This is a genomic window from Cryobacterium sp. LW097, assembly GCF_002205495.2.
Lineage (GTDB): Bacteria > Actinomycetota > Actinomycetes > Actinomycetales > Microbacteriaceae > Cryobacterium > Cryobacterium zongtaii.
This window is the reverse complement of sequence record NZ_CP021992.1, coordinates 2,615,371-2,633,576: the sequence shown is the minus strand read 5'-3', so window position 1 is coordinate 2,633,576 and position 18,206 is coordinate 2,615,371. Positions and strand designations below refer to the sequence as shown.

The 18,206-nt window shown below is 69.1% G+C and carries 14 protein-coding genes; 6 read left to right on the top strand and 8 right to left on the bottom strand.

The genetic code is table 11. The annotated features are described in order from the left end of the window. Positions 1–66 precede the first annotated feature (66 nt). Entirely contained in the window at positions 67–699 is a 633-nt protein-coding gene (locus B7495_RS12255) for an NADPH-dependent F420 reductase (RefSeq protein WP_088456813.1), read from the top strand. Positions 700–710: 11 nt separating this feature from the next. Here B7495_RS12255 and B7495_RS12250 read toward each other — a convergent pair whose 3' ends face one another. The 4 genes from B7495_RS12250 to B7495_RS12235 form a co-directional block, all read right to left on the bottom strand. Then, positions 711–3,731: an SNF2-related protein gene (locus B7495_RS12250; RefSeq protein WP_088456812.1), complete on the bottom strand. Its 3,021-nt coding sequence runs from the start codon at positions 3,729–3,731 to the stop codon at positions 711–713. Positions 3,732–3,779: 48 nt separating this feature from the next. Continuing rightward, complete coding sequence (locus B7495_RS12245; protein ID WP_088456811.1) at positions 3,780–4,235, bottom strand: GyrI-like domain-containing protein; 456 nt, start codon at positions 4,233–4,235, stop codon at positions 3,780–3,782. Between the two features lie 66 nt (positions 4,236–4,301). Continuing rightward, positions 4,302–6,587 carry a bifunctional diguanylate cyclase/phosphodiesterase gene (locus B7495_RS12240; RefSeq protein WP_168195319.1) on the bottom strand — a complete coding sequence of 762 codons (2,286 nt, stop codon included), beginning with the start codon at positions 6,585–6,587 and terminating at the stop codon, positions 4,302–4,304. Between the two features lie 124 nt (positions 6,588–6,711). After that, on the bottom strand, positions 6,712–8,910 hold the full coding sequence (locus B7495_RS12235) for a S9 family peptidase (protein ID WP_088458083.1): 2,199 nt from the start codon (positions 8,908–8,910) through the stop codon (positions 6,712–6,714). A 336-nt stretch (positions 8,911–9,246) separates the two neighbouring features. On the opposite strand from B7495_RS12235, the gene B7495_RS12230 reads away from it, so the two are divergent. The 3 genes from B7495_RS12230 (at position 9,247) to B7495_RS12220 (ending at position 13,705) form a co-directional block, all read left to right on the top strand. Then, complete coding sequence (locus tag B7495_RS12230) at positions 9,247–11,115, top strand: HNH endonuclease signature motif containing protein (RefSeq protein WP_151199571.1); 1,869 nt, start codon at positions 9,247–9,249, stop codon at positions 11,113–11,115. Positions 11,116–11,218: 103 nt separating this feature from the next. Beyond that, on the top strand, positions 11,219–12,001 hold the full coding sequence (locus tag B7495_RS12225; protein WP_205748675.1) for an HAD-IA family hydrolase: 783 nt from the start codon (positions 11,219–11,221) through the stop codon (positions 11,999–12,001). Between the two features lie 9 nt (positions 12,002–12,010). Beyond that, the gene (locus B7495_RS12220; protein WP_088456808.1) at positions 12,011–13,705 is read left to right on the top strand and encodes a CYTH and CHAD domain-containing protein; all 1,695 of its coding nucleotides are present in this window, start codon (positions 12,011–12,013) and stop codon (positions 13,703–13,705) included. A gap of 25 nt (positions 13,706–13,730) precedes the next feature. Here the strand turns inward: B7495_RS12220 and B7495_RS12215 are convergent, their stop codons facing one another. After that, entirely contained in the window at positions 13,731–14,156 is a 426-nt protein-coding gene (locus tag B7495_RS12215) for a MarR family winged helix-turn-helix transcriptional regulator (RefSeq protein ID WP_240632234.1), read from the bottom strand. A gap of 69 nt (positions 14,157–14,225) precedes the next feature. Here B7495_RS12215 and B7495_RS12210 point away from each other — a divergent pair, with 69 nt between their 5' ends. Next, positions 14,226–15,035, top strand: a complete 810-nt coding sequence (locus B7495_RS12210; RefSeq protein ID WP_088456807.1) for a tryptophan-rich sensory protein — start codon at positions 14,226–14,228, stop codon at positions 15,033–15,035. Beyond that, positions 15,032–16,633 (top strand): MFS transporter, encoded by a 1,602-nt coding sequence (locus tag B7495_RS12205; protein ID WP_088456806.1) that lies wholly within the window; start codon positions 15,032–15,034, stop codon positions 16,631–16,633. The genes B7495_RS12210 and B7495_RS12205 overlap by 4 nt, the downstream gene beginning before the upstream one ends. Here the strand turns inward: B7495_RS12205 and B7495_RS12200 are convergent. The 3 genes from B7495_RS12200 to B7495_RS12190 all read right to left on the bottom strand — a co-directional run bounded on the left by B7495_RS12200 (position 16,611) and on the right by B7495_RS12190 (position 18,178). Further along, a complete protein-coding gene (locus B7495_RS12200; protein ID WP_088456805.1) occupies positions 16,611–17,492 on the bottom strand; it encodes an FHA domain-containing protein in 882 nt (293 codons plus the stop codon). The two genes, B7495_RS12205 and B7495_RS12200, sit on opposite strands and share 23 nt — an antisense overlap. A gap of 4 nt (positions 17,493–17,496) precedes the next feature. After that, positions 17,497–17,739 carry a hypothetical protein gene (locus B7495_RS12195; RefSeq protein WP_088456804.1) on the bottom strand — a complete coding sequence of 81 codons (243 nt, stop codon included), beginning with the start codon at positions 17,737–17,739 and terminating at the stop codon, positions 17,497–17,499. A gap of 160 nt (positions 17,740–17,899) precedes the next feature. After that, positions 17,900–18,178 (bottom strand): HPr family phosphocarrier protein, encoded by a 279-nt coding sequence (locus tag B7495_RS12190; protein WP_088456803.1) that lies wholly within the window; start codon positions 18,176–18,178, stop codon positions 17,900–17,902. Positions 18,179–18,206 lie beyond the last annotated feature (28 nt).

The window sequence follows — 18,206 nt, the reverse complement described above, 5'->3', positions numbered from 1 at the left end:
CTAAAAGCCGGTACGTTACTTGTATCAACAACTAATTATCCGCCGCAAGGCGAGAGGGAGTATGTCATGACGAGCATCAGCATCATCGGAGCCGGCAACATGGGAACCGCCATCGCGACGATCGCGGCGAAGGGCGGCGCTTCGGTTCAGCTGCTGGCACAGGACGCCGAGAAGACCGCGGCGGCGGCGGCTCTGGCCGGCGAATCCGTCACGTCGGGAGTCGCCGGTGATGCCCTCACCGGTGAAATCGTCGTTCTGGCCCTGCCGTACCCGGCGGTCGCCGGGGTGCTGGCACAGTACGCCGGCCAGCTGGACGGCAAGATCCTGGTCGACATCAGCAACCCGCTGGACTTCGCCACCTTCGACTCGCTCGTCGTGCCGGCGGATGGCTCGGCCGCGCAGGTGATCGCCGAGACCGTTCCCGGCGCCCGGGTGCTCAAGGCCTTCAACACCACCTTCGCCGCCACCCTGGCCACCAATGGTGTCAACGGCGTCGCCCCAACCACGGTGCTCGTCGCCGGCGACGACGCATCCGCCAAGGACGCCCTGATCGCCCTGCTGATCGCCGGTGGTGTACTCGCCCTCGACGCCGGCGCCCTCAAGCGCGCCCGTGAGCTCGAAGCCCTCGGCTTCCTGCAGCTGACCCTCGCGGCCGGCTCCTCCATCGGCTGGACCGGCGGCTTCGCCCTCGTCAAGTAACCCCGAGGACCCTATTCGAGTAAGCCCCGGATGTCTTCGGGGGTGAGGGACTGTGCGAAGACCGCGTCGTCGTCGAGGACCGCCTCGACCAGCTTGGCCTTGGACTCCTTGAGCGCCATCACCTTCTCCTCGATGGTGTCGGCGGCCACCAGCCGGTAGACCATCACGTTGCGGGTCTGGCCGATGCGGTGGGTTCGGTCGATGGCCTGGTTCTCGCTGGCCGGGTTCCACCAGGGGTCGAGCAGGAACACGTAGTCGGCCTCGGTGAGGTTCAGACCGAAGCCGCCGGCCTTGAGGCTGATCAGGAACACCGGTGCGTCCCCGGCCTTGAACTGGTCGATGACGCCGGGCCGGTCGGCGGTCGAGCCGTCGAGGTAGCTGTACCGCACCCCGCGGGCGTCCAGACGGGCGGCCGCCAGGGCGAGGTAAGAGGTGAACTGGCTGAAGATCAGGGCCCGGTGCCCCTCGGCGATCACCTCGTCGAGCTGCTCGAACAGCGCGTCGAGCTTGCTCGAGGGCACTCCGGCGTACTGGTCGTCGACCAGCGAGGCATCCAGGCTCAGCATCCGCAGCAGGGTGATCGAGCGGAACACGATGAACCGGTTGGCCTCGAGGTCGTCCATCAGTCCCAGCAGCTTCTGCCGCTCGCGCTGCAGGAAGGTGTCGTAGATCTCGCGGTGTTCGGGGTCGAGGTCGATGCGCAGCACCTGTTCCTGCTTGGCCGGCAGGTCCCTGGCCACGACATCCTTGGTGCGCCGCAGCATCAGTGGGCGGATGCGCCGCCGCAGCCGGTCGATCAGCTCGCGCTGGGAGCGCACCTTGCGTTCAGCCGGGCGCAGGTACTCCTCGGTGAAGCGGCGGGCCGAGGGGAACAGGCCCGGCGCCACGATGGCGAACTGCGCCCAGAGTTCGAGCAGGTTGTTCTCCAGGGGTGTGCCGGTGACGGCCAGCTTGAAGGGCACGTTCAAATCGCGGGCCGCGCGGTGCAGCTGAGAGGTGCGGTTCTTCACGAACTGGGCCTCGTCGAGGATCAGCCCCGACCAGCCGTGCGCCTGGTAGGCGTCGAAGTCGAGGCGGAGCAGCGCGTAGGAGGTGACGAGAACGTCGACGCCCTCGGCCTGGTCGGCCAGGCTGCGGCCGCTGGTGGCCTGGGTGCTGGTCACCGAGCGCACGCGGAGGCCCGGCGTGAACCGGGCCGCTTCGGCGAGCCAGTTGGAGACCACGGAGGTGGGCGCCACGACCAGGAACGGCCGGCGGGGCTCCGCAGTCTCCGCAGGCTCGTCGGCCGGGGTCTGCACGGCGTGGCTGAGCAGCGCCAGCACCTGCAGAGTCTTGCCCAGCCCCATGTCGTCGGCAAGGATGCCGCCCAGGCCGTGCTCCCAGAGGAAGACCAGCCACTCGAATCCGGCCAGCTGGTACGGGCGCAAGGTGGCGGTCAGCCCGGCCGGCAGCGGCGTGGCCCTGGGCAGGGCCGCGGCATCCGCGGCACCGCGGTCGAGGGCAAGCAGCCCGCCCACAGCGGCCCGCCATGACACGGCCTGCTCGGTCTCGTCGGCGAGGTCCTCGAAGTCCGACCACAGGCTGGCCTGGTGCCGATTGATGCGCAGCCCGGTTTCCCATTCCGACAGCGCCCTGGCCTCCTCGATGAGCTCCCGCAGCCTGTCGAACACCGGCTGGGTGAGCGAGAGGTAACTGTTGTCCACCAGGAGCAGTTTTTTGCGCCCCTTCGCGAGCGCCGTGAAGATCGGGTTGAACGGGATGCTGCGGCCGTCGATCCGCACGATCACGCCGAGGTCGAACCAGTCGCGCTTCTCGGTCTCCACCGTCGTCACGATCAGCTGCGGGGCTCCGGTGAGCTCGCGGTAGTCCGGCTTGTCGCCCACCAGCTGCACCCGCACCCCCGCGATCGTCTCGAGCCTGGGCAGGGTTCGGTCGGTGTACTCAGCGGCGGGGAGGCCCTTGAGGGTCACGGTTGGTGCGTCAGGATCGGCCGGCGCCGACAGGTCGGGCACGGCGGTCGTCACCCGGTCCAGCACCTCGGTCTCGGCCTGCTCGTCGCGGTCGCCCTGCCACTGCCAATCCAGCCGCACCGCCTGCTTCGGCTCGAAGCTCACGGTGTGCACGAGCACCGGCGGGGGCGGCGGCGGGAACTCGATGGAGGCATCCGTGCTGACGATCGGCAGGCTGCGGCGCAGGGTGGGGTAATACTCGCGCAAGAACTCGTCGACCTCGCCGGCCGGCACCGCCAGGCCGGGCTGCACCGCGGCCCGGTCGCCGGTGCCGCCGAGGAGCCGGCGCTGTTCGGCGCTGAGCGGCTCGAGGCTCGGGGCCAGCACGATGGCGGGGTCGGCGCCGAGCCTGTACGCGTAGACGCCGTGGTCGCCGAGCGCGCCGGCGTCGCCGACCGGATGCCGGTGCCCGTCGATGCTGAGCACGGGGGAGAGGGTGAGGGCCTCAGTAGTCTGCACCGCATCGAGCAGCACAGTCGCCGTGGCGGCCACCGTCACGGCGGCGTCCTTGTGGCTGCCGGTCAGGCCGATGCCCAGCCGCTGGGCCTCGGCGAGCAGGTGCCAGAGCAGGGGGCTCTCGAACTCGTCGAGGTAGAGCCACTCGGTGTCCTGGCCGTTGTAGACCGGCCGGTCGACCCTGTGCAGCGGCACGAACTGGCAGAACCAGCGGTGCTGCGCCACGTTGAGGTTCTGCCGATTGAGCTGGTAGCCCACGTTGCTCCAGGTGATCGTGGACTTCACCCACTTGCCGGAGTCGCTGCGGAGGACCGGACGCACGCCGAGCCGGATGGCGCCGGTCCTGGCCCGGCCGGCCGAGGCACGCACGGCGGTGGCCCCGCGCCAGCGGTCGTTGCTGCGCGGGGTCTGCTCGCGCAACTCGAAGAGCAGGCCCATGGCCGTGCGGGCGCCGTCGCCGGGCTCGGCGACGGGCGGCAGGGTCGGCTCCGCCGCGGCCGGGCCGGTCAGGGCCTCAACGGCCGACTTCCAGTCGGCGGCGCCAGGCGACGGCGGGGTGGGCGGCATGGCTCAATGGTCTCACGCACCCGCCGACAGCCGGGCCGGGGCGTCCGCTCAGGTCAGCGGGAAAACGATCCGGGTCTGCCAGGTCGCGGGGTCGGGATTCGTCTCGGGATCGCTGAGGTATTCCTCCCACATGTACATGCCGGGGGTGAGGTGCTGCTCCCGCAACCAGGCGGCGATCTCGTCGTAGGTGCGGGTCATCCCGTCGTACGGCCCCGTGTAGACGCTCGCGATGGCTGATCCGGCCGGCAGCTCGGTCACGACGACATCGGCCGTGCCGTGGGCGGGCCCGGCGATGGGGAAGCCCGCCGTGACGTCGACGGTGTCGGTGGGCATGCCGTGATACAGCGCCAGCGGCGGCCCGGCGGGCGTCAGCCCCTGGGCGGCCATGGCCGCGGCGGACACCTCGAAGGCCCGCCCGAAGTACTCGGTGAGGTCAGCCATCTTCACGTTCTCGTGTACCCCCAGCAGGGTGCGCGGTTCAAGTTCGACCCTGTCGATCTGCATGGTGTGCTCCTTCGCTCGGGGTCACTCTATTCCCACTCGCGCGCCGGGCACACCCGCAGCGGCCGGCTACCGGATGGCCCGCATCCCGGCAGGCAGCGCCGTGCGAGCGTCGAGCCAGCGTTCCAGCTCCGCCGCGGGAATCGGGCGGGACAGCTGATAGCCCTGGGCCACGTCACAGCCGAAGCGTTCCAGTTGGTGGAGCACCTCCGCGGTCTCCACGCCCTCGGCCACGATGCGTATGCCCAGGCTGTGGCCGAGGTGGATCGAGGACGCGACCAACGCCGACGCCCTGTCGTCGTCGAGCATCGGGATGACAAAGGACTGGTCGAGCTTGAGTTCGTCGATCGGCAAGTCCCGCAGGTAGGCGAGCGAGCTGTAGCCGGTGCCGAAGTCGTCGACGGCGATCAGTACGCCGGCGTTCCGCAGGCGCAGCAGGATGTTGCGGGAGCGGTCGCGGTCCACCAGCAGGAATTCCTCGGTGACCTCGAGCATGAGGGCGGAGCCGGGCAGCCCCCGGTCGGTGAGCATCGAGGTGACCACCCCGGCGAGCTGGTAGTCGGCCAGCGACCGCGACGACAGGTTCACGGCCACTGTCACCGTGCGCCCCTGGGCCTGCCAGAGCACGGCCTGGTCGAGGGCGAGTTCGAGGACCACCCGGGTGAGGGTGCGCATCAGGCCACCGTTTTCGGCCACATCCAGGAACGCGGCGGGGTACAACAGTCCTCGCGTGGGGTGGTTCCAGCGCACCAGTGCCTCGACGCCCGGCACGGTGTCGGTGGCCAGGTGCACCTTGGGTTGGTAGTGCAGCACGAGCTGGTTCTCGGCCAGCGCGATGCGCAGTTCGTGCAGGGTGCGCAGGCGGGCCTCGTCGTTGCTGTCGTCGCCGGGGGAGTAGACGTGCTGGCCTACCCGGCTGGACTTCGCCGTGTACATGGCCATGTCGGCCTTGCGCATCAGCCCGCTCAGGTCTGAACCGTGCTCAGGTGCCAGAGCGATGCCGATGCTCAGCCCGACCTCGAGGCTGAGGCCGCCGATGACGATGGGCCGTGCGGTCACCAGGCGTAACCGGCGAGCCATGGCCGTGGCGCGTTTGCGGTCGGCGTGGTGCAGGTGAACAGCGAATTCGTCGCCGCCGAGCCTGGCGAGCAGATCACCGGCCTGGAGGGCGGCGGAGAGCCGGGCGCCGATCTGGCCGAGCAGCTGGTCGCCCGCTTCGTGGCCGAGGCTGTCGTTCACTTCCTTGAACCTGTCCAGGTCCAGCACCAGCAGGGCGCTCGGCCGGGCGTCGACGTCATGCAGCCGGGCGGCGACATCCACCGCCAGGGCGCGGCGGTTGGGCAGGCCGGTCAGGTCGTCGGTACGTGAGAGCGAGTGCAGCTGGCGCTGCCTGAAGGCCAGCGGGATCGCGGCCAGTGCCAGAGTGCCGCCGGCGAGGCCGACGGCCAGTACCGAGACGTGGGTCTGGCTGGCCAGCAGCAGCACGGTCAGGGCGGCGGCCGTGGCCGACATCGGGGCCGCCACCGAGGTGGCGGCGTAGACGGTGCCGTCGGCGACGGCGGTGATCGACGAGTGCTCCGGCAGGGTGCGGCGGCGCACCGAGGCGAGCACCCACGCTGTGATGAGAGCGAAGCCGATCGCCCATGCGCCGGTAAGGGCCGATCCGATGAGCACCGACTCGACCTGCGCCTGCCCGGCGTAGACGGTGTCGGCCCCCGCGAAGAGCAGCAGACCGGCGGTCAACAGTAGCCCGGAGCGACCTAACACCCGGCCCGGGATCGCAGCGACGCCGGCGAGGGCCGCGATGAGCAGCAGGTCCAGCACCGGGAACGCCATGCTGAGGAAGACGGTCACCGAAAACGGGCCGCCGGTTTCCAGGGCGGGGGAGAGCAGCACGGCGAGCACCGAGGCGGCGCCCAACGCGCCGACGGCGCTGTCAAGGAGCACCGGCCAGGCCTGAGCGCGCAACCCACGGTGGGCGATCACGGCGAGCACGCCCACCATGAAGACGTAGAACATCAGATAGCAGGTGTCCGCGAGCGAGGGTATGAGTTCGGCGCCGGCATCGTCGGGCAACAGCCTGTACGCGGTGTCACCCACGGCCAGTGCGGTCACCGCTGCCGCGGCGAGGAGGATGTCGGGCCGGGTGAGGCGTACCCGGTTGACGGCCAGCCAGACCAGAACCACGGCTGCCCAGTTGCTGAGCACGGCCAACCAGCCGTCAACGAGCGGGTTGGATCCGACGCCGTGGAAAACCAGGTCGATGAGGTTGACGAGCAGCACCACGCCGATGCCACCGAACACGACGTAATCGGCACGCGACAGCCGCGGTCGAGGACGCGGGATGGCCGACACAGACGTCACTGTCGAGTCCCCCCTCCGAGACCAAGTAGCTTGCGGACACACTGCCGCGACCTGCTCACTTTACTGGGTCACACACCGTCGCCGACCAGGTTCCCCCCATTCGGCCATCGGCAGGCTATGCAGTACCGCCGTCTGCGCCGCTGAGGGAGGCGAATTCGCCCTCACCAGACGGATGCGCCCCGGCCGCGTCAATCAGCCAGGCGTAGTCGAAGGCCCGCTCGCGCCAGCCGGCGTAGCGACCCGAGACGCCGCCGTGGCCGGCGGACATCTCGGTCTTCAGCAGTGCATCCGCCCCCACCTCGCGGAGTCTCGCCACCCACTTGGCCGGCTCCACGTAGAGCACCCGGGTGTCGTTGAGGCTGGTGACGGCGAGGATCCGCGGGTAGTGCGTCTGGTGCACGTTCTCCAACGGTGAGTAGGTCTTCATATAGGCGTACACCTCGGCGTCGTGCAGCGGATCGCCCCACTCGTCCCACTCGATCACGGTGAGAGGCAAGCTCGGGTCGAGGATCGAGGTGAGCGGATCGACGAACGGCACCCCGGCGAGGATGCCGGAGAACAGGGACGGCGCCATGTTCGCCACGGCGCCCATCAGTAGTCCGCCGGCGCTGCGGCCCTCGGCGACGAGCTTGTCCGGCGAGGTGTAGCCGCAGTCGATGAGGTGCTCGGCGCAGGCGACGAAGTCGGTGAACGAGTTGCGCTTCTGGTGGGTCTTGCCGTTTTCGTACCAGAGCCGGCCGAGCTCGCCGCCGCCGCGCACGTGGGCGACCGCGAAGATCATGCCGCGGTCAAGCAGGCTGAGCCTGGAGATGCTGAAGGACGGGTCGATGCTGATCTCGTAGGAGCCGTAGCCGTAGAGCAGGGTGGGGGCCGGGACGCCGGGCTCGACGAGGTCGGAACGGTAGACGATGGAGATGGGTACCCGGGTGCCGTCGGCGGCAACGGCCCATTCGCGGCGCTGTTCGAACAGGGTCGGGTCGTAGTGGCCGAGCACCGGCTGCTGCTTGAGCAGGCGCAGCTCGCCGGTGGCGACCACGTAGTCGTAGACCGTCGAAGGGGTCACAAAGCTTGTGTAGCCCAGACGGATGGTCGGCTGGTTCCATTCGGGGTTGCCGCCGGTGCCCACCGAGAAGAGTTCCTCGTCAAAGGTGATCTCGGTGAGGCCGCCGCCGCGTTTGGTGGCGTAGGCCACCCGGGTGAGGCCGTCTTTGCGGTATTCGACCACCACGAAGTCGCGGAACGCGTCGACGCTTTCCAGGCGGATGCGCTCGCTGTGCGGCAGCACCACCCGGCCCGGGTCCTTCGGATCGGCGGCCGGCACGCTGACGAGCTCGAAGTTCACAGCGTTGTGGTTGTGCACGATCAGCAGGCGGTCTTCGCCGTCGATGACGGCGTGCTCCACGTCGTACTCCACGTTGTCGCGCCGCGGCCAGACCACCGTGAACTCGCCGGTGGGGTCGGCGGCGTCAAGAAGGAAGGTCTCGCTGGTGACGCTGGAGCCGGCCTCGATCATGAGGTATCGGTTGCTGCGCGAACGGCCGACGCCCACCCAGAAACGCTCGTCGGGCTCGGTGAACACCGTCACGTCAGCCTCGACCGAGGTGCCGACCTCGTGGCGCCAAACCGTATCGGGGCGCCAGGCGTCATCGACGGTCGTGTAGAACACGTATCGGCCGCTCGGGTCGAAGAGCGCGCCGGCGCTGGTGTTCGGGATTTCGTCGGCCAGGTTCTCGCCCGTGGCGATGGTGCGTATCCGCACCGTGTAGCGCTCGTCGCCCTCGATATCAACGGCGTAGAGCAGGGTGCTGCCGTCGTCGCTCACGTCGAAGCTGCCGAGGGAGTAGAAGTCGTGGCCCGCGGCCTCGGCGTTGTCGTCAAGCAGCACCTGCTCGCCGGGCAGGCCGGGGGCGGCGTCACCCGTGTGTGCGCCGGTCGAGTCGGTGCCGGTCGCGACTGTGCCGGTCGCCGGTTCGATGACCGGGGGAGTCCAGTCATCCGGACCCGAGATGGGCGCGCGGCAGTGGATGCCGTATTCCTGTCCCTCCACCGAGCGGGTGTAGTGCCACCACTGCCCACGGCGCACCGGAACGCTGAGGTCGGTCTCCTGGGTGCGGTCCTTGATCTCCTCGAAGATCTGCTCCTGCAGCAGCTCAAGATGGCTGGTGCGGGAATCCGTGTATGCGTTCTCGGCAGTGAGGTGCGCGATGACCTCCGGGGCGTCCTTGTCGCGCATCCACTCGTAGTTGTCGACGAACACATCGTTGTGGTGGATGCGCCGCGTGGGCTTCCGGGCGGCGACGGGAGGAAGGTTCATGAACTCAGCGTAGCCATCTCGTCCGACCATGTCCCGTGGAACTCCGCAGCCGCCGCCGCGCGCGGGATTCCTGTTCGGGGGGTGCCCTGAACCGCCGTCGACGCCGTGCTGGCCTCGTCGAACCAGCCCCGCACCCCGTCCCCGACAACGCACCCATCCCGTCGGTCGAGCTTGCCGAGACCCCGCACCCCGTCCCCGACAACGCGCCATCCCCGTCGGTCGAGCGTGTCGAGACCCCGCGAGCCATCCTCTGCAGTTAAAAAATGTTTTCGATATCCGTTCCGGACTTGCTGACATTTCCTCGCATATAGGTGCGATTCGTGAGAGAATGGGGGTATGGACGACGAGCTGGATAATGGCTCCACCGCACCGACGGGAATGACTCCCACCGGGTCGAACCTGCACGACTGGAACACCGGTCTGGCCGGTCCGGATCCCCTCTCGGCCGTGGATGCCGCCAGTCTGAGCGGCACTTCCGACATGAAGGCCGCCGCTGCCGCCGGCCCTGCGGCCGGCCCCGCGACGGGCTCGTCCCGTCCCGGTCGGGCCGGTCGGGGTCCGTCTAAGCCGCGGCCCGAGTGGCGGGATCCGGCCGAGCTGCCGGGGGTGCAGCGCGCGCATGCCGGTGCGTTCGGTCAGAACCTCCAGGCCCTGGATGATGCGGCGCGGATGGTGATGGCGGTGATGGATTCCATTGACGTGAACGCGTTGAGTGACCCGGAGGTGGTCGCGTTGACGCAGATGGTCGAGCGCACCGGCCGGCCGGTGGATGCCGCCCGGGTGGCCACGGCGACCGTGGTGGGTTACCGGTCCCGCCGCGGGCTGGGCACGGAGTCGCTGGCCTGGCGGTTGGGGGCGTCGCACCAGAATGATCTGCTGATCGGGCTGACCGGCACGTCGGTGCCGGAAATGAAACGGCGGGTGAGCCTAGGTGAGAAGGTCGCACCGCGGATGCTGGGCGGCACGGTCCTCGAGCCCGAGTTCCCGTTCGTGGCCGCGGCACTGAGCGCCGGGGAAATCGGCATCGACGCGGCCGAGAACATCGTGAAGGGCCTGGCCGACTACAAAGTGCACGGCCGCTTCGATGCCGACCAGTCGATGGTGGACGGCGGTGAGGCCGAGCTGGTGGAGTCCGCGACCGGGTCCGTGTTCGGCCGCACCCCCGGACCCGGCGACAGCGCCACCGCCACCGATGCCGATGACGCCGGCGCCGGCGCCGGCGCTGGTGCTGGTGCCGGACAAGTCTGCACGGGGCCGGTCCGGCGTCTGGGTGCGTCGGCGGGGTTCACGTTCCCGGCGGACCGGATCCGGGAGATGGCGGCGACGTGGCAGGCGGTGTTGAACCCGGACGGGGCCGCGCCCACCGCGGAGATCCTTGAGGCCAAATCCACGTTCTCGTTCGGCAAACTCAGCCAAGGCCTGCACCCGCTGCGCGGCGGGGTGACGCCGGAGCTCAAGGGCATCATGCAGAACCTGTTCAACACGTTCCAGTCCGCCCGCAGCGCCCCCGCGTTCCCGTCCGCGGAGGAGCAGCAGCGCATCGAGGCCGGCGAACTCGTGCCCGGCGAGATCCTCGACGAACGCGACGGCGGCCAGAAACGCGCCGACATTCTCCGTGGCATCCTGGTCCAGGTCGCCCAAGACCCCCGCACCCCGACCATGGGCGGGATGCCGCCGACGGTGATGGTGCACGTGAACGCAACCGACCTCGTCAACGGGGTCGGGGTTGGCTGGATCGACGGCGTCGAGGGGCCGATCTCGATGAAGACGATCAACCAGATGGTCGACAACGGCGGCTTCCGGCCGATCTTCTTCGGCGGCACCGGCGCCGTCCTCGCCCTCGGCGACAAAGTCCGCTGCTTCACCCCGCTGCAACGCAGGGCGATCACCGCCCGAGACGGCGGCTGCATCATCCCCGGCTGCACCTGCCCACCGCAATGGACCGAAGTCCACCACGTGAAGCCGTGGCAAAACGGCGGCCCGACCAACGTGAGCAACGGGGTGCTGCTGTGCTGGCGCCACCACCACAACATCGACACCTCGGGGTGGCACATCCGCATGGTCCTGGGCATGCCCGAAGTCAAAGCCCCACACTGGATCGACCCCACCGACACCTGGCGAAAACCACCCCAACACCGCGCCCACGACCCGAGGACCCGACGACAGGACGAGTACCCACCGCCCGAGGGTCCGCCGGTCGCGTGAGCCTGTCGGCACGCGTGCAATTACCGCCCGCCAACCGGCTTCGTTAGGGTCGAAGGAGAAGCATGACAGTGACCACGAAGGTGCTTCGGAAAAAGGAATCACCATGACGACCTCCGAAAACTCGGCCGGCACCATTGGCGAAAGGATGGCCGGCGCTGATATCGAGGCCGATCTCCAGAGCATTCTGCAGGCGGTTCCGGAGCCTGCTGCCGAGAGTGAGGCGCACGCCGTGCTCGGGCGGGTCTTTCAGGGCGTACTTTTCGACATGGACGGCACCCTGGTCGACTCGACCAAGGCCGTGAACCGGTCCTGGCAGCAGTGGGCCGACGAAATGGGTCTGGGTGCGCTGTTCGCCGGCGTGCAGCATGGCCGTCCGGGCCGCGAAATGATCGCTGATCTGGTCCCGGCTCATCAGGTTGAGACGTCGTTCGCCCGGGTCAATGAGCTCGAACTCAGCGACACCGACGACATCACCATCCTGCCCGGAGCTGCTGAGCTGATGGCCGTCATCCCCGAAGAACGCCGAGCGATCGTGACGTCCTGTCCTCGGGAGCTGTGCCACACCCGCCTCGCATCCGCCGGATTCACGGCCCCGGCCACGGTGGTGACCGTCGAAGACACCGTCAAGGGAAAGCCGGCGCCCGACCCGTTCCTCGAGGCCGCCGACAGGCTCGGCCTCGACGCCCGCCAGTGCGTGGTCGTCGAAGACGCTCCCGCCGGACTCGCCGCGGGTCGCGCAGCCGGCTGCGCAACCATCGGCGTTGTCGGCACTCACTCGGCCGACGAGCTGGACGCCGACCTCGTTGTGTCCAGCCTCGACCGCCTGAGCATCGAACTGCACGATCACGGCGTGGTCTTTGTTCTCCAGACCCAGCCGAGGGAGTAGACAGGACACATGACAGGGCGAGAGCAGACCGAGATCGAGCGCAAGTACGACGTCGAGGGGTTGCGGCCCGTTCCGTCGCTGCAGGGGCTCGACGGCATCACCGCCGACCCGGCCGAGGTGCCTTTTGTGCTCACGGCCGTGTACTACGACACTGCCGATCATGACCTGGCCCGCCACCGCATTGTTCTGCGGCGCCGTGAGGGTGGCGGCGATGCCGGCTGGCACCTCAAGATGCCGGCTGCCGAGGGGCGCATCGAGGTGCACTGGCCACTGGACATCGGCGACGCCGACGGTACTGAACACATCCCCGACGAGGTACTCGAGCCCGTTCGCGCGATTGTGCGCGACCGGCCGCTCACCCCGCTGGCCCGGGTGAGCACTGTGCGCACCACGGTGCGACTCACCGACACCGACGGTCAGGCTCTCGCCGAGATCGCCGACGACCTCGTCTCCGCCTCCGATGTGCGCGGTGGAACGTACCGCAAGTGGCGCGAATGGGAGCTCGAACTTCTGGATGGCGCTCCCGACACCCGCAAGAAGCGCACCAGACTGCTCGATTCGGTCGAACAGGTGTTGCTCACCGCCGGAGCCACCCCGTCCACGAGTGCGGCCAAGATCGCTCGTGCCGTGGGCGTGGAGTCCCTGACCGAGCTCGACGGCGCCGAGGTGCTGCCGGGGCTGCTCCCCGCCCCCGCCCTGCAGCAGCCGGACTCCGCTGGTGCCGTCGTTGTCGGAGCGCTCCGCGACCTGACCGCGACCCTCGTCGACGCCGATCCCCGGGCGCGAGCGGATGCCCCGGACGCGATCCATCACATGCGGACCACGGTGCGCCGCCTGCGCAGCGTCCTCGCGGTCTACGCGAGGTTGTTCGACAAGGCCCCGGTGAAGGAGCTGCGTTTCGAGCTCAAGCACCTCGGAGTCGAGCTGGGTCGAGCCCGCGACGCCGAAGTGCGCGCCGCCCGGTTGGTCGACGAACTTGCCGGCGTCGCCGAATACCCCACCGAGGATGCGCGAACCCGGCTCGTCGGTGGAGCCCGCCGGGACTACGCGGAGGGCCTCGCCGCGGTGCGGGAGTATCTCCTGAGTACGCGTTACTACCGGCTTCTTGATGCCCTCGAGAGCTTCACGGCCTGGCCGCCGATCACCCCGAAGGCGGAGCGTCCCGCCGCCGCCGAGATCAAGCGGGACCTCGGCAGGGCCGTCGCCGCGCTTGAGCAGCGCACCGCCACGGTGTCCGACGCGGATGAGCCCGAGCCGGCATTGCACGAGGTGCGCAAGGCCGCCCGCCGGCTGCGTTACGCCGCTGCCGCCGTGGCGTCAGCCGCCCCCGTGGCCGAGGCGACGGCGACGAAGCCACCCACAAAGAAGTCGGCCGCCAAGAAGTCGGCCAGGACGGCAGCGAAGAAAGCGGCCGCGAAGCGCGCCCACGCTGCCGCCCGATTCGCGAAGCTCCGTCGGCGCTACGCGCACGTCGCCCGGGCGGCCAAACCGCTGGTGAAGCGGCTCGGCGACCGGCACGACAGGCTGCTCTACATCGAGGAGCTCGGCCAGGCCGCGCGGGCGGCCCACGAAAGCGGTGAGAACACCCTGGTCTACGGCTTGCTCGTAGCCCGGTCCGAGCGCAGCGACGCCACGGTCCCCGTTGTCCTCGACGACACTGCTCGATCGGTGCAGCAGCTCAAGCGACTCGTCGGCGGGCTCTGAGCCAGCAGGGACAGAGCGAGCCGGACTACCAGCGCTCTGCGGACGACGCTGTGATGATCTGCAGCAGGGCTGCGCGCAGCTCGTCGGCGTTCTCGAGCGGCGGAAACACGTCGGCCTCGAGGGTGCGGGCCTGCTGCCACGCGGCGGTGCCCGCGTCGGTGCGGGTCACCAGGTGGCGCCGGGCGTCGCGCTCGTCCCGGATGCGTGCCACCAGACCCTCCCGCTCCAGCCTGTCCAGGGTGCGCGACATAGTCTGAGTCTGCACCCGTGCCTGCCGGGCCAGTTCGGTCTGACTTCGGGCTCCGTCGCCGAGCAGGTGCAGCACAATCAGGCCGGCATGGGTGAGGCCGAGGGAAGCGAGGGCTTCGACCCAGGCATGCTCCACCAGCCGGGCAGCCGTGGAAAGCAGTCGACCGTTCGGCCACTGGGCCATGGCATCGGGAGTGGTCACCCCCTCAATGTACTGCTACCGTGAGTTAGTCAGCTAGCTGACCAATTCGCCGCGACGGAGGAGAACCCCATGTCCACATCTCGCGATCTGCTCCGCCAGAGCACCGTCCTGATCAGTGCGATCCTCGCCCTCGTCGGATCGTTCATCGGCTCGGGCGCCGCGGGCGGCACGCCCATCCAGAACGCCTCCGGGGGAGCGCTGGCCGCCGATGCCACTCCGATCGCCCCGGGCGGACCGGCCTTCGCCATCTGGACGCCGATCTACGCCGGGCTGGTGCTCTACGCCATCTGGCAGTTCCTGCCGAGGCAGAAGACCGACCCCCGCCAGCGCCGCCTCGGCTACCCCGTGGCCGCCTCGCTGCTGCTGAACGCGGCCTGGATCCTCAGCGTGCAGTTCGACCTGCTCTGGCTGAGCGTTCCGGTGATAGTCCTGCTTCTGGCCGTGCTGGTCTGGGCCTTCCTCATCATCCTTCACACCCGCCCGCGGTCCCTGCTGGAGACCGTTCTGGTCGACGGCACCATGGGCCTCTACCTCGGTTGGGTGTGCGTGGCCACCGCCGCCAACATCACGGCAGCCCTCGTCGCCGCCGGCTTCGACGGGTTCGGCCTGGCCGCCGATGCCTGGGGTGTCCTGATCGTCGCGGTGGCCGGGCTCGTCGGCGTGCTCCTGGCCGTGGTCGGCCGCGGCAGGCTCACCCCCACCCTCGCCCTCTGTTGGGGCCTGGGCTGGGTGGCGTTCGCGAGGCTCAGCGGCGACCTGCTCTCCACCCCCACAGCGATCACCGCGATCGTGGCGGTCGTCGTGGTGCTCGTCGTCACGCTGGTCCTCCGCATCCGCGCGCCGCGCCGGCTGAACACCACCGCATCGGCCACCGCATGACCGGGGCACGCCGCCGCTGGTTGGGCCTGGTCTTCATCAGCATCGCCGTCGCACTGATCATCGTCGATTCCACCATCGTCAACGTCGCGATCCCCTCGATCATCGACGACCTCGACATCACCTCCACCCAAGTGCAGTGGGTGCAGGAGAGTTACACCCTGGTGTTCGCCGCCCTCCTGCTGGTCTTCGGCACCCTCGCTGACCGCTACGGGCGCCGGCGCATCCTCCTCACCGGAGTAGTGATCTTCGCATTGGCGTCGGTGCTGGCCGCGATGGCCCAGACCGGCAACCTGCTCATCGCCGCCAGGCTGGTGCAGGGCATCGGCGGCGCCATGGTGCTGCCCACCACCCTGTCGCTGATCAACGCCACCTTCCGCGGTCGGGACCGCGGCATCGCCTTCGCCATCTGGGGCTCCACGATCGGCGGTATGGTCGCCGTCGGCCCGCTGCTGGGCGGTTGGCTCACCACCTACTTCTCCTGGCGCTGGGCTTTCGGCATCAACGTGCCGCTGGGCATCCTCATCGTTGCCGGGATCCTGGTCTTCGTCTCCGAATCGCGCGACGCCGGCGAACCACGCCGGATCGACGGTGTCGGCGCGGTGCTCTCGGTGATCACCAGCGCCACCCTGGTGTTCGGCCTCATCGAGGGCCGCACCTACGGCTGGTGGCTCACCGAGACGGCACCGACCCTGGGCGATTGGACCTGGCCGTTCGACCTGTCGATCATCCCGGTCGCCTTCCTCGTCACCCTGGTGTCAGGCACCGCCTTCATCCGGTGGGGCCTCCGCCGGCAACGGCAGGGCAAATCCACCCTGCTGGCGTTCTCGCTCTTCCGCATCCCGTCGTTCCGCAACGGCAACATCGCCGCGCTGATCGTGTCGCTCGGCGAATTCGGCATCATCCTGTCACTGCCGCTCTGGCTGCAGAACGTGCTCGGCTACGACGCCCTGCAGACCGGGTTCGTGCTGCTGGCCCTGGCCATCGGATCGTTCGTGGCCAGCGGCGTCGCTGGGGCCTTGGGCAACCGGGTCTCGCCGCTCACCATCGTGCGGGTGGGCATCGTCGCCGAGATCCTCGGGGTGGCGGGCCTCGGCACCGTCATCACGGTGGACGCGACGTGGCTGTCGATCGTGCCGTTCCTGTTCGTCTACGGCATGGGCGTCGGCCTGGCCACGGCCCAACTCACCGGCGTGGTGCTCGGCGACGTGCCGGTCGACCAGAGCGGCCAAGGCTCCGGAACCTCGAGCACGGCCAGGCAGATCGGCTCGGCTCTCGGCATCGCCGTGCTCGGCACCGTGCTGTTCACCTCGGTCGGGCTGTCCCTGGACGCCAGGCTCGACGAACTCGAGGTGCCGGCGGCGACGAGCGCGCAGATCGTCGATGTCGTCGTCGACAGCGCGGGAGCAGCCATCCCGTCGCTGGATGCCCAGAGCCCGGCAGTGGCCGACGCGGCCCGCGAGGCATTCAGCGAAGGCACCCGCTACTCGGCGTACGCGGCCGCCGGGTTCCTGGTTGTGGGGCTTCTCGCCAGCCTGCGGCTGACGGGCAGGCCCCTCGAACGCGAAGAATTGCCGGTCACGGCGGAGGTCGCCGGGTAGTCCGGTCCCGGGGCGGCTGCGGTTTCTGTACCGAGAGCTCCCCGCCGAGTCGGCCACCGAACGGCCGGCCGTGGTCGGCGTATTCCTCCCGGAAGAACCCCATGCGCCAGCTACCCATCTCGAGGCGGGCGCCGGTGCGCAGAATCTGGCCCGACGACGGGTCATCCGTTCGGGCGCCGCCGCCAACAGGGCCGAGTGCCACGAGGAGATACTCGTCGTTCTCGTCGTGCCGGATCTCGGCGTGCAACGCGTCCAGCCCCTCCAGACGCAGGTCTGCGTCTTCAGCGCTGCCGATCCGGGTCACGCCGGGCAAAAGGTCGAATTCCCGCGGCGGCTGGCCATTCCAGTACTCCGACCCCACCACGAAGATCAGGCGCGGCCGGCCGGCTCCGGGGGCGTAGTGCGTGGTCGTGACGCGCCGCCGGATGCGCCGGGCCAGGGTGGGCACCAGCGGGAACGGGGTCGGGGGAGGAAGCGGCAGCGTCCGCTCCGGTGCGGTGGGCTGCCGCCAGCGCCGCAGCAACGGGCTTACCGCGGCGGTGCTGCCCACTATGAGGTGCGGAGACTTCGTGACCAGACGCTGGGCAAGCGGTGCCTGCACGGCGCCCATCCGTGCGATCACCCCGTCGGGCCCGCTCACCGAGACCACGAGTCCGCGTTCGGCCAGATCGGCGGCGAGGCTGCGGAGGGCCGGCAGCGATGACATCCGAGCACGCACGAATCGTTCGGGATCGCTGAGGAACACCTCGATCTCCAGGCCGTTCGCACGAATGGTGCCGTGGGCCTGGTCCTCGGCCGGTTCACCGTCGGCCGGGTCGATCGAGAAGACCAGATCGATATCGAGCCGGGTGCTGCCCATGGGTCTAGTCGGCCGGGTTCTCGCTCGTGGTCACCCTCAGGGTGCCATTGAGCTTCCAGATTGCCCGTGGCGCGTCTGGCCCGATATCGCGGGGAACCTCGACCGTCATGTCGATGAAGCTGTAGTCGATGACGGCACTCTTGCCGGTCAGGTACGACCACATTTCCTTGCCCAGGTCGGTCCAGTCCTGGATGCTGTGTGCGTCTGGTCCAGAGGCCGGCGCGGGGTCATTCTGCAGATCGGTCATGAGGCAGGTCCTATTCGCTCGTCGTTGAGGATAGGGGACACGATAGCCGGGGCCGGCGGCGCGGAACTGGGTATCTGCCTAAATCACGGCGCACCTGGCAGCACATGTGAAAACAGCCCGCCCGCCGGAGGCGAGCGAGCTGTTTTCGGTGACGCGGGTTCTACTCGGCGTCGAGGTCAGTCTCGAGGATCTTGACGAGGCCTTCGAGGGCCTCATCCGCTCCGTCGCCCTCTGCGCGCAGCACGACGACCTGGCCGTTTGCGGCACCCAGGCTCATGAGCGACAGGATGCTCGACGCGTCCATCGCGTCGTCGGCCGGGTCGCCCTCGAGCGCGATGGTGACCTCGATCGGCAGTGCGCCGACGGCCTCAGCGAAGATCGCTGCGGGACGGGCGTGCAGGCCGACGCGGCTGGCGATGGTGGCGGTACGTTCTGACATGGTTCCTCCTGAAACTGTACGGATTACA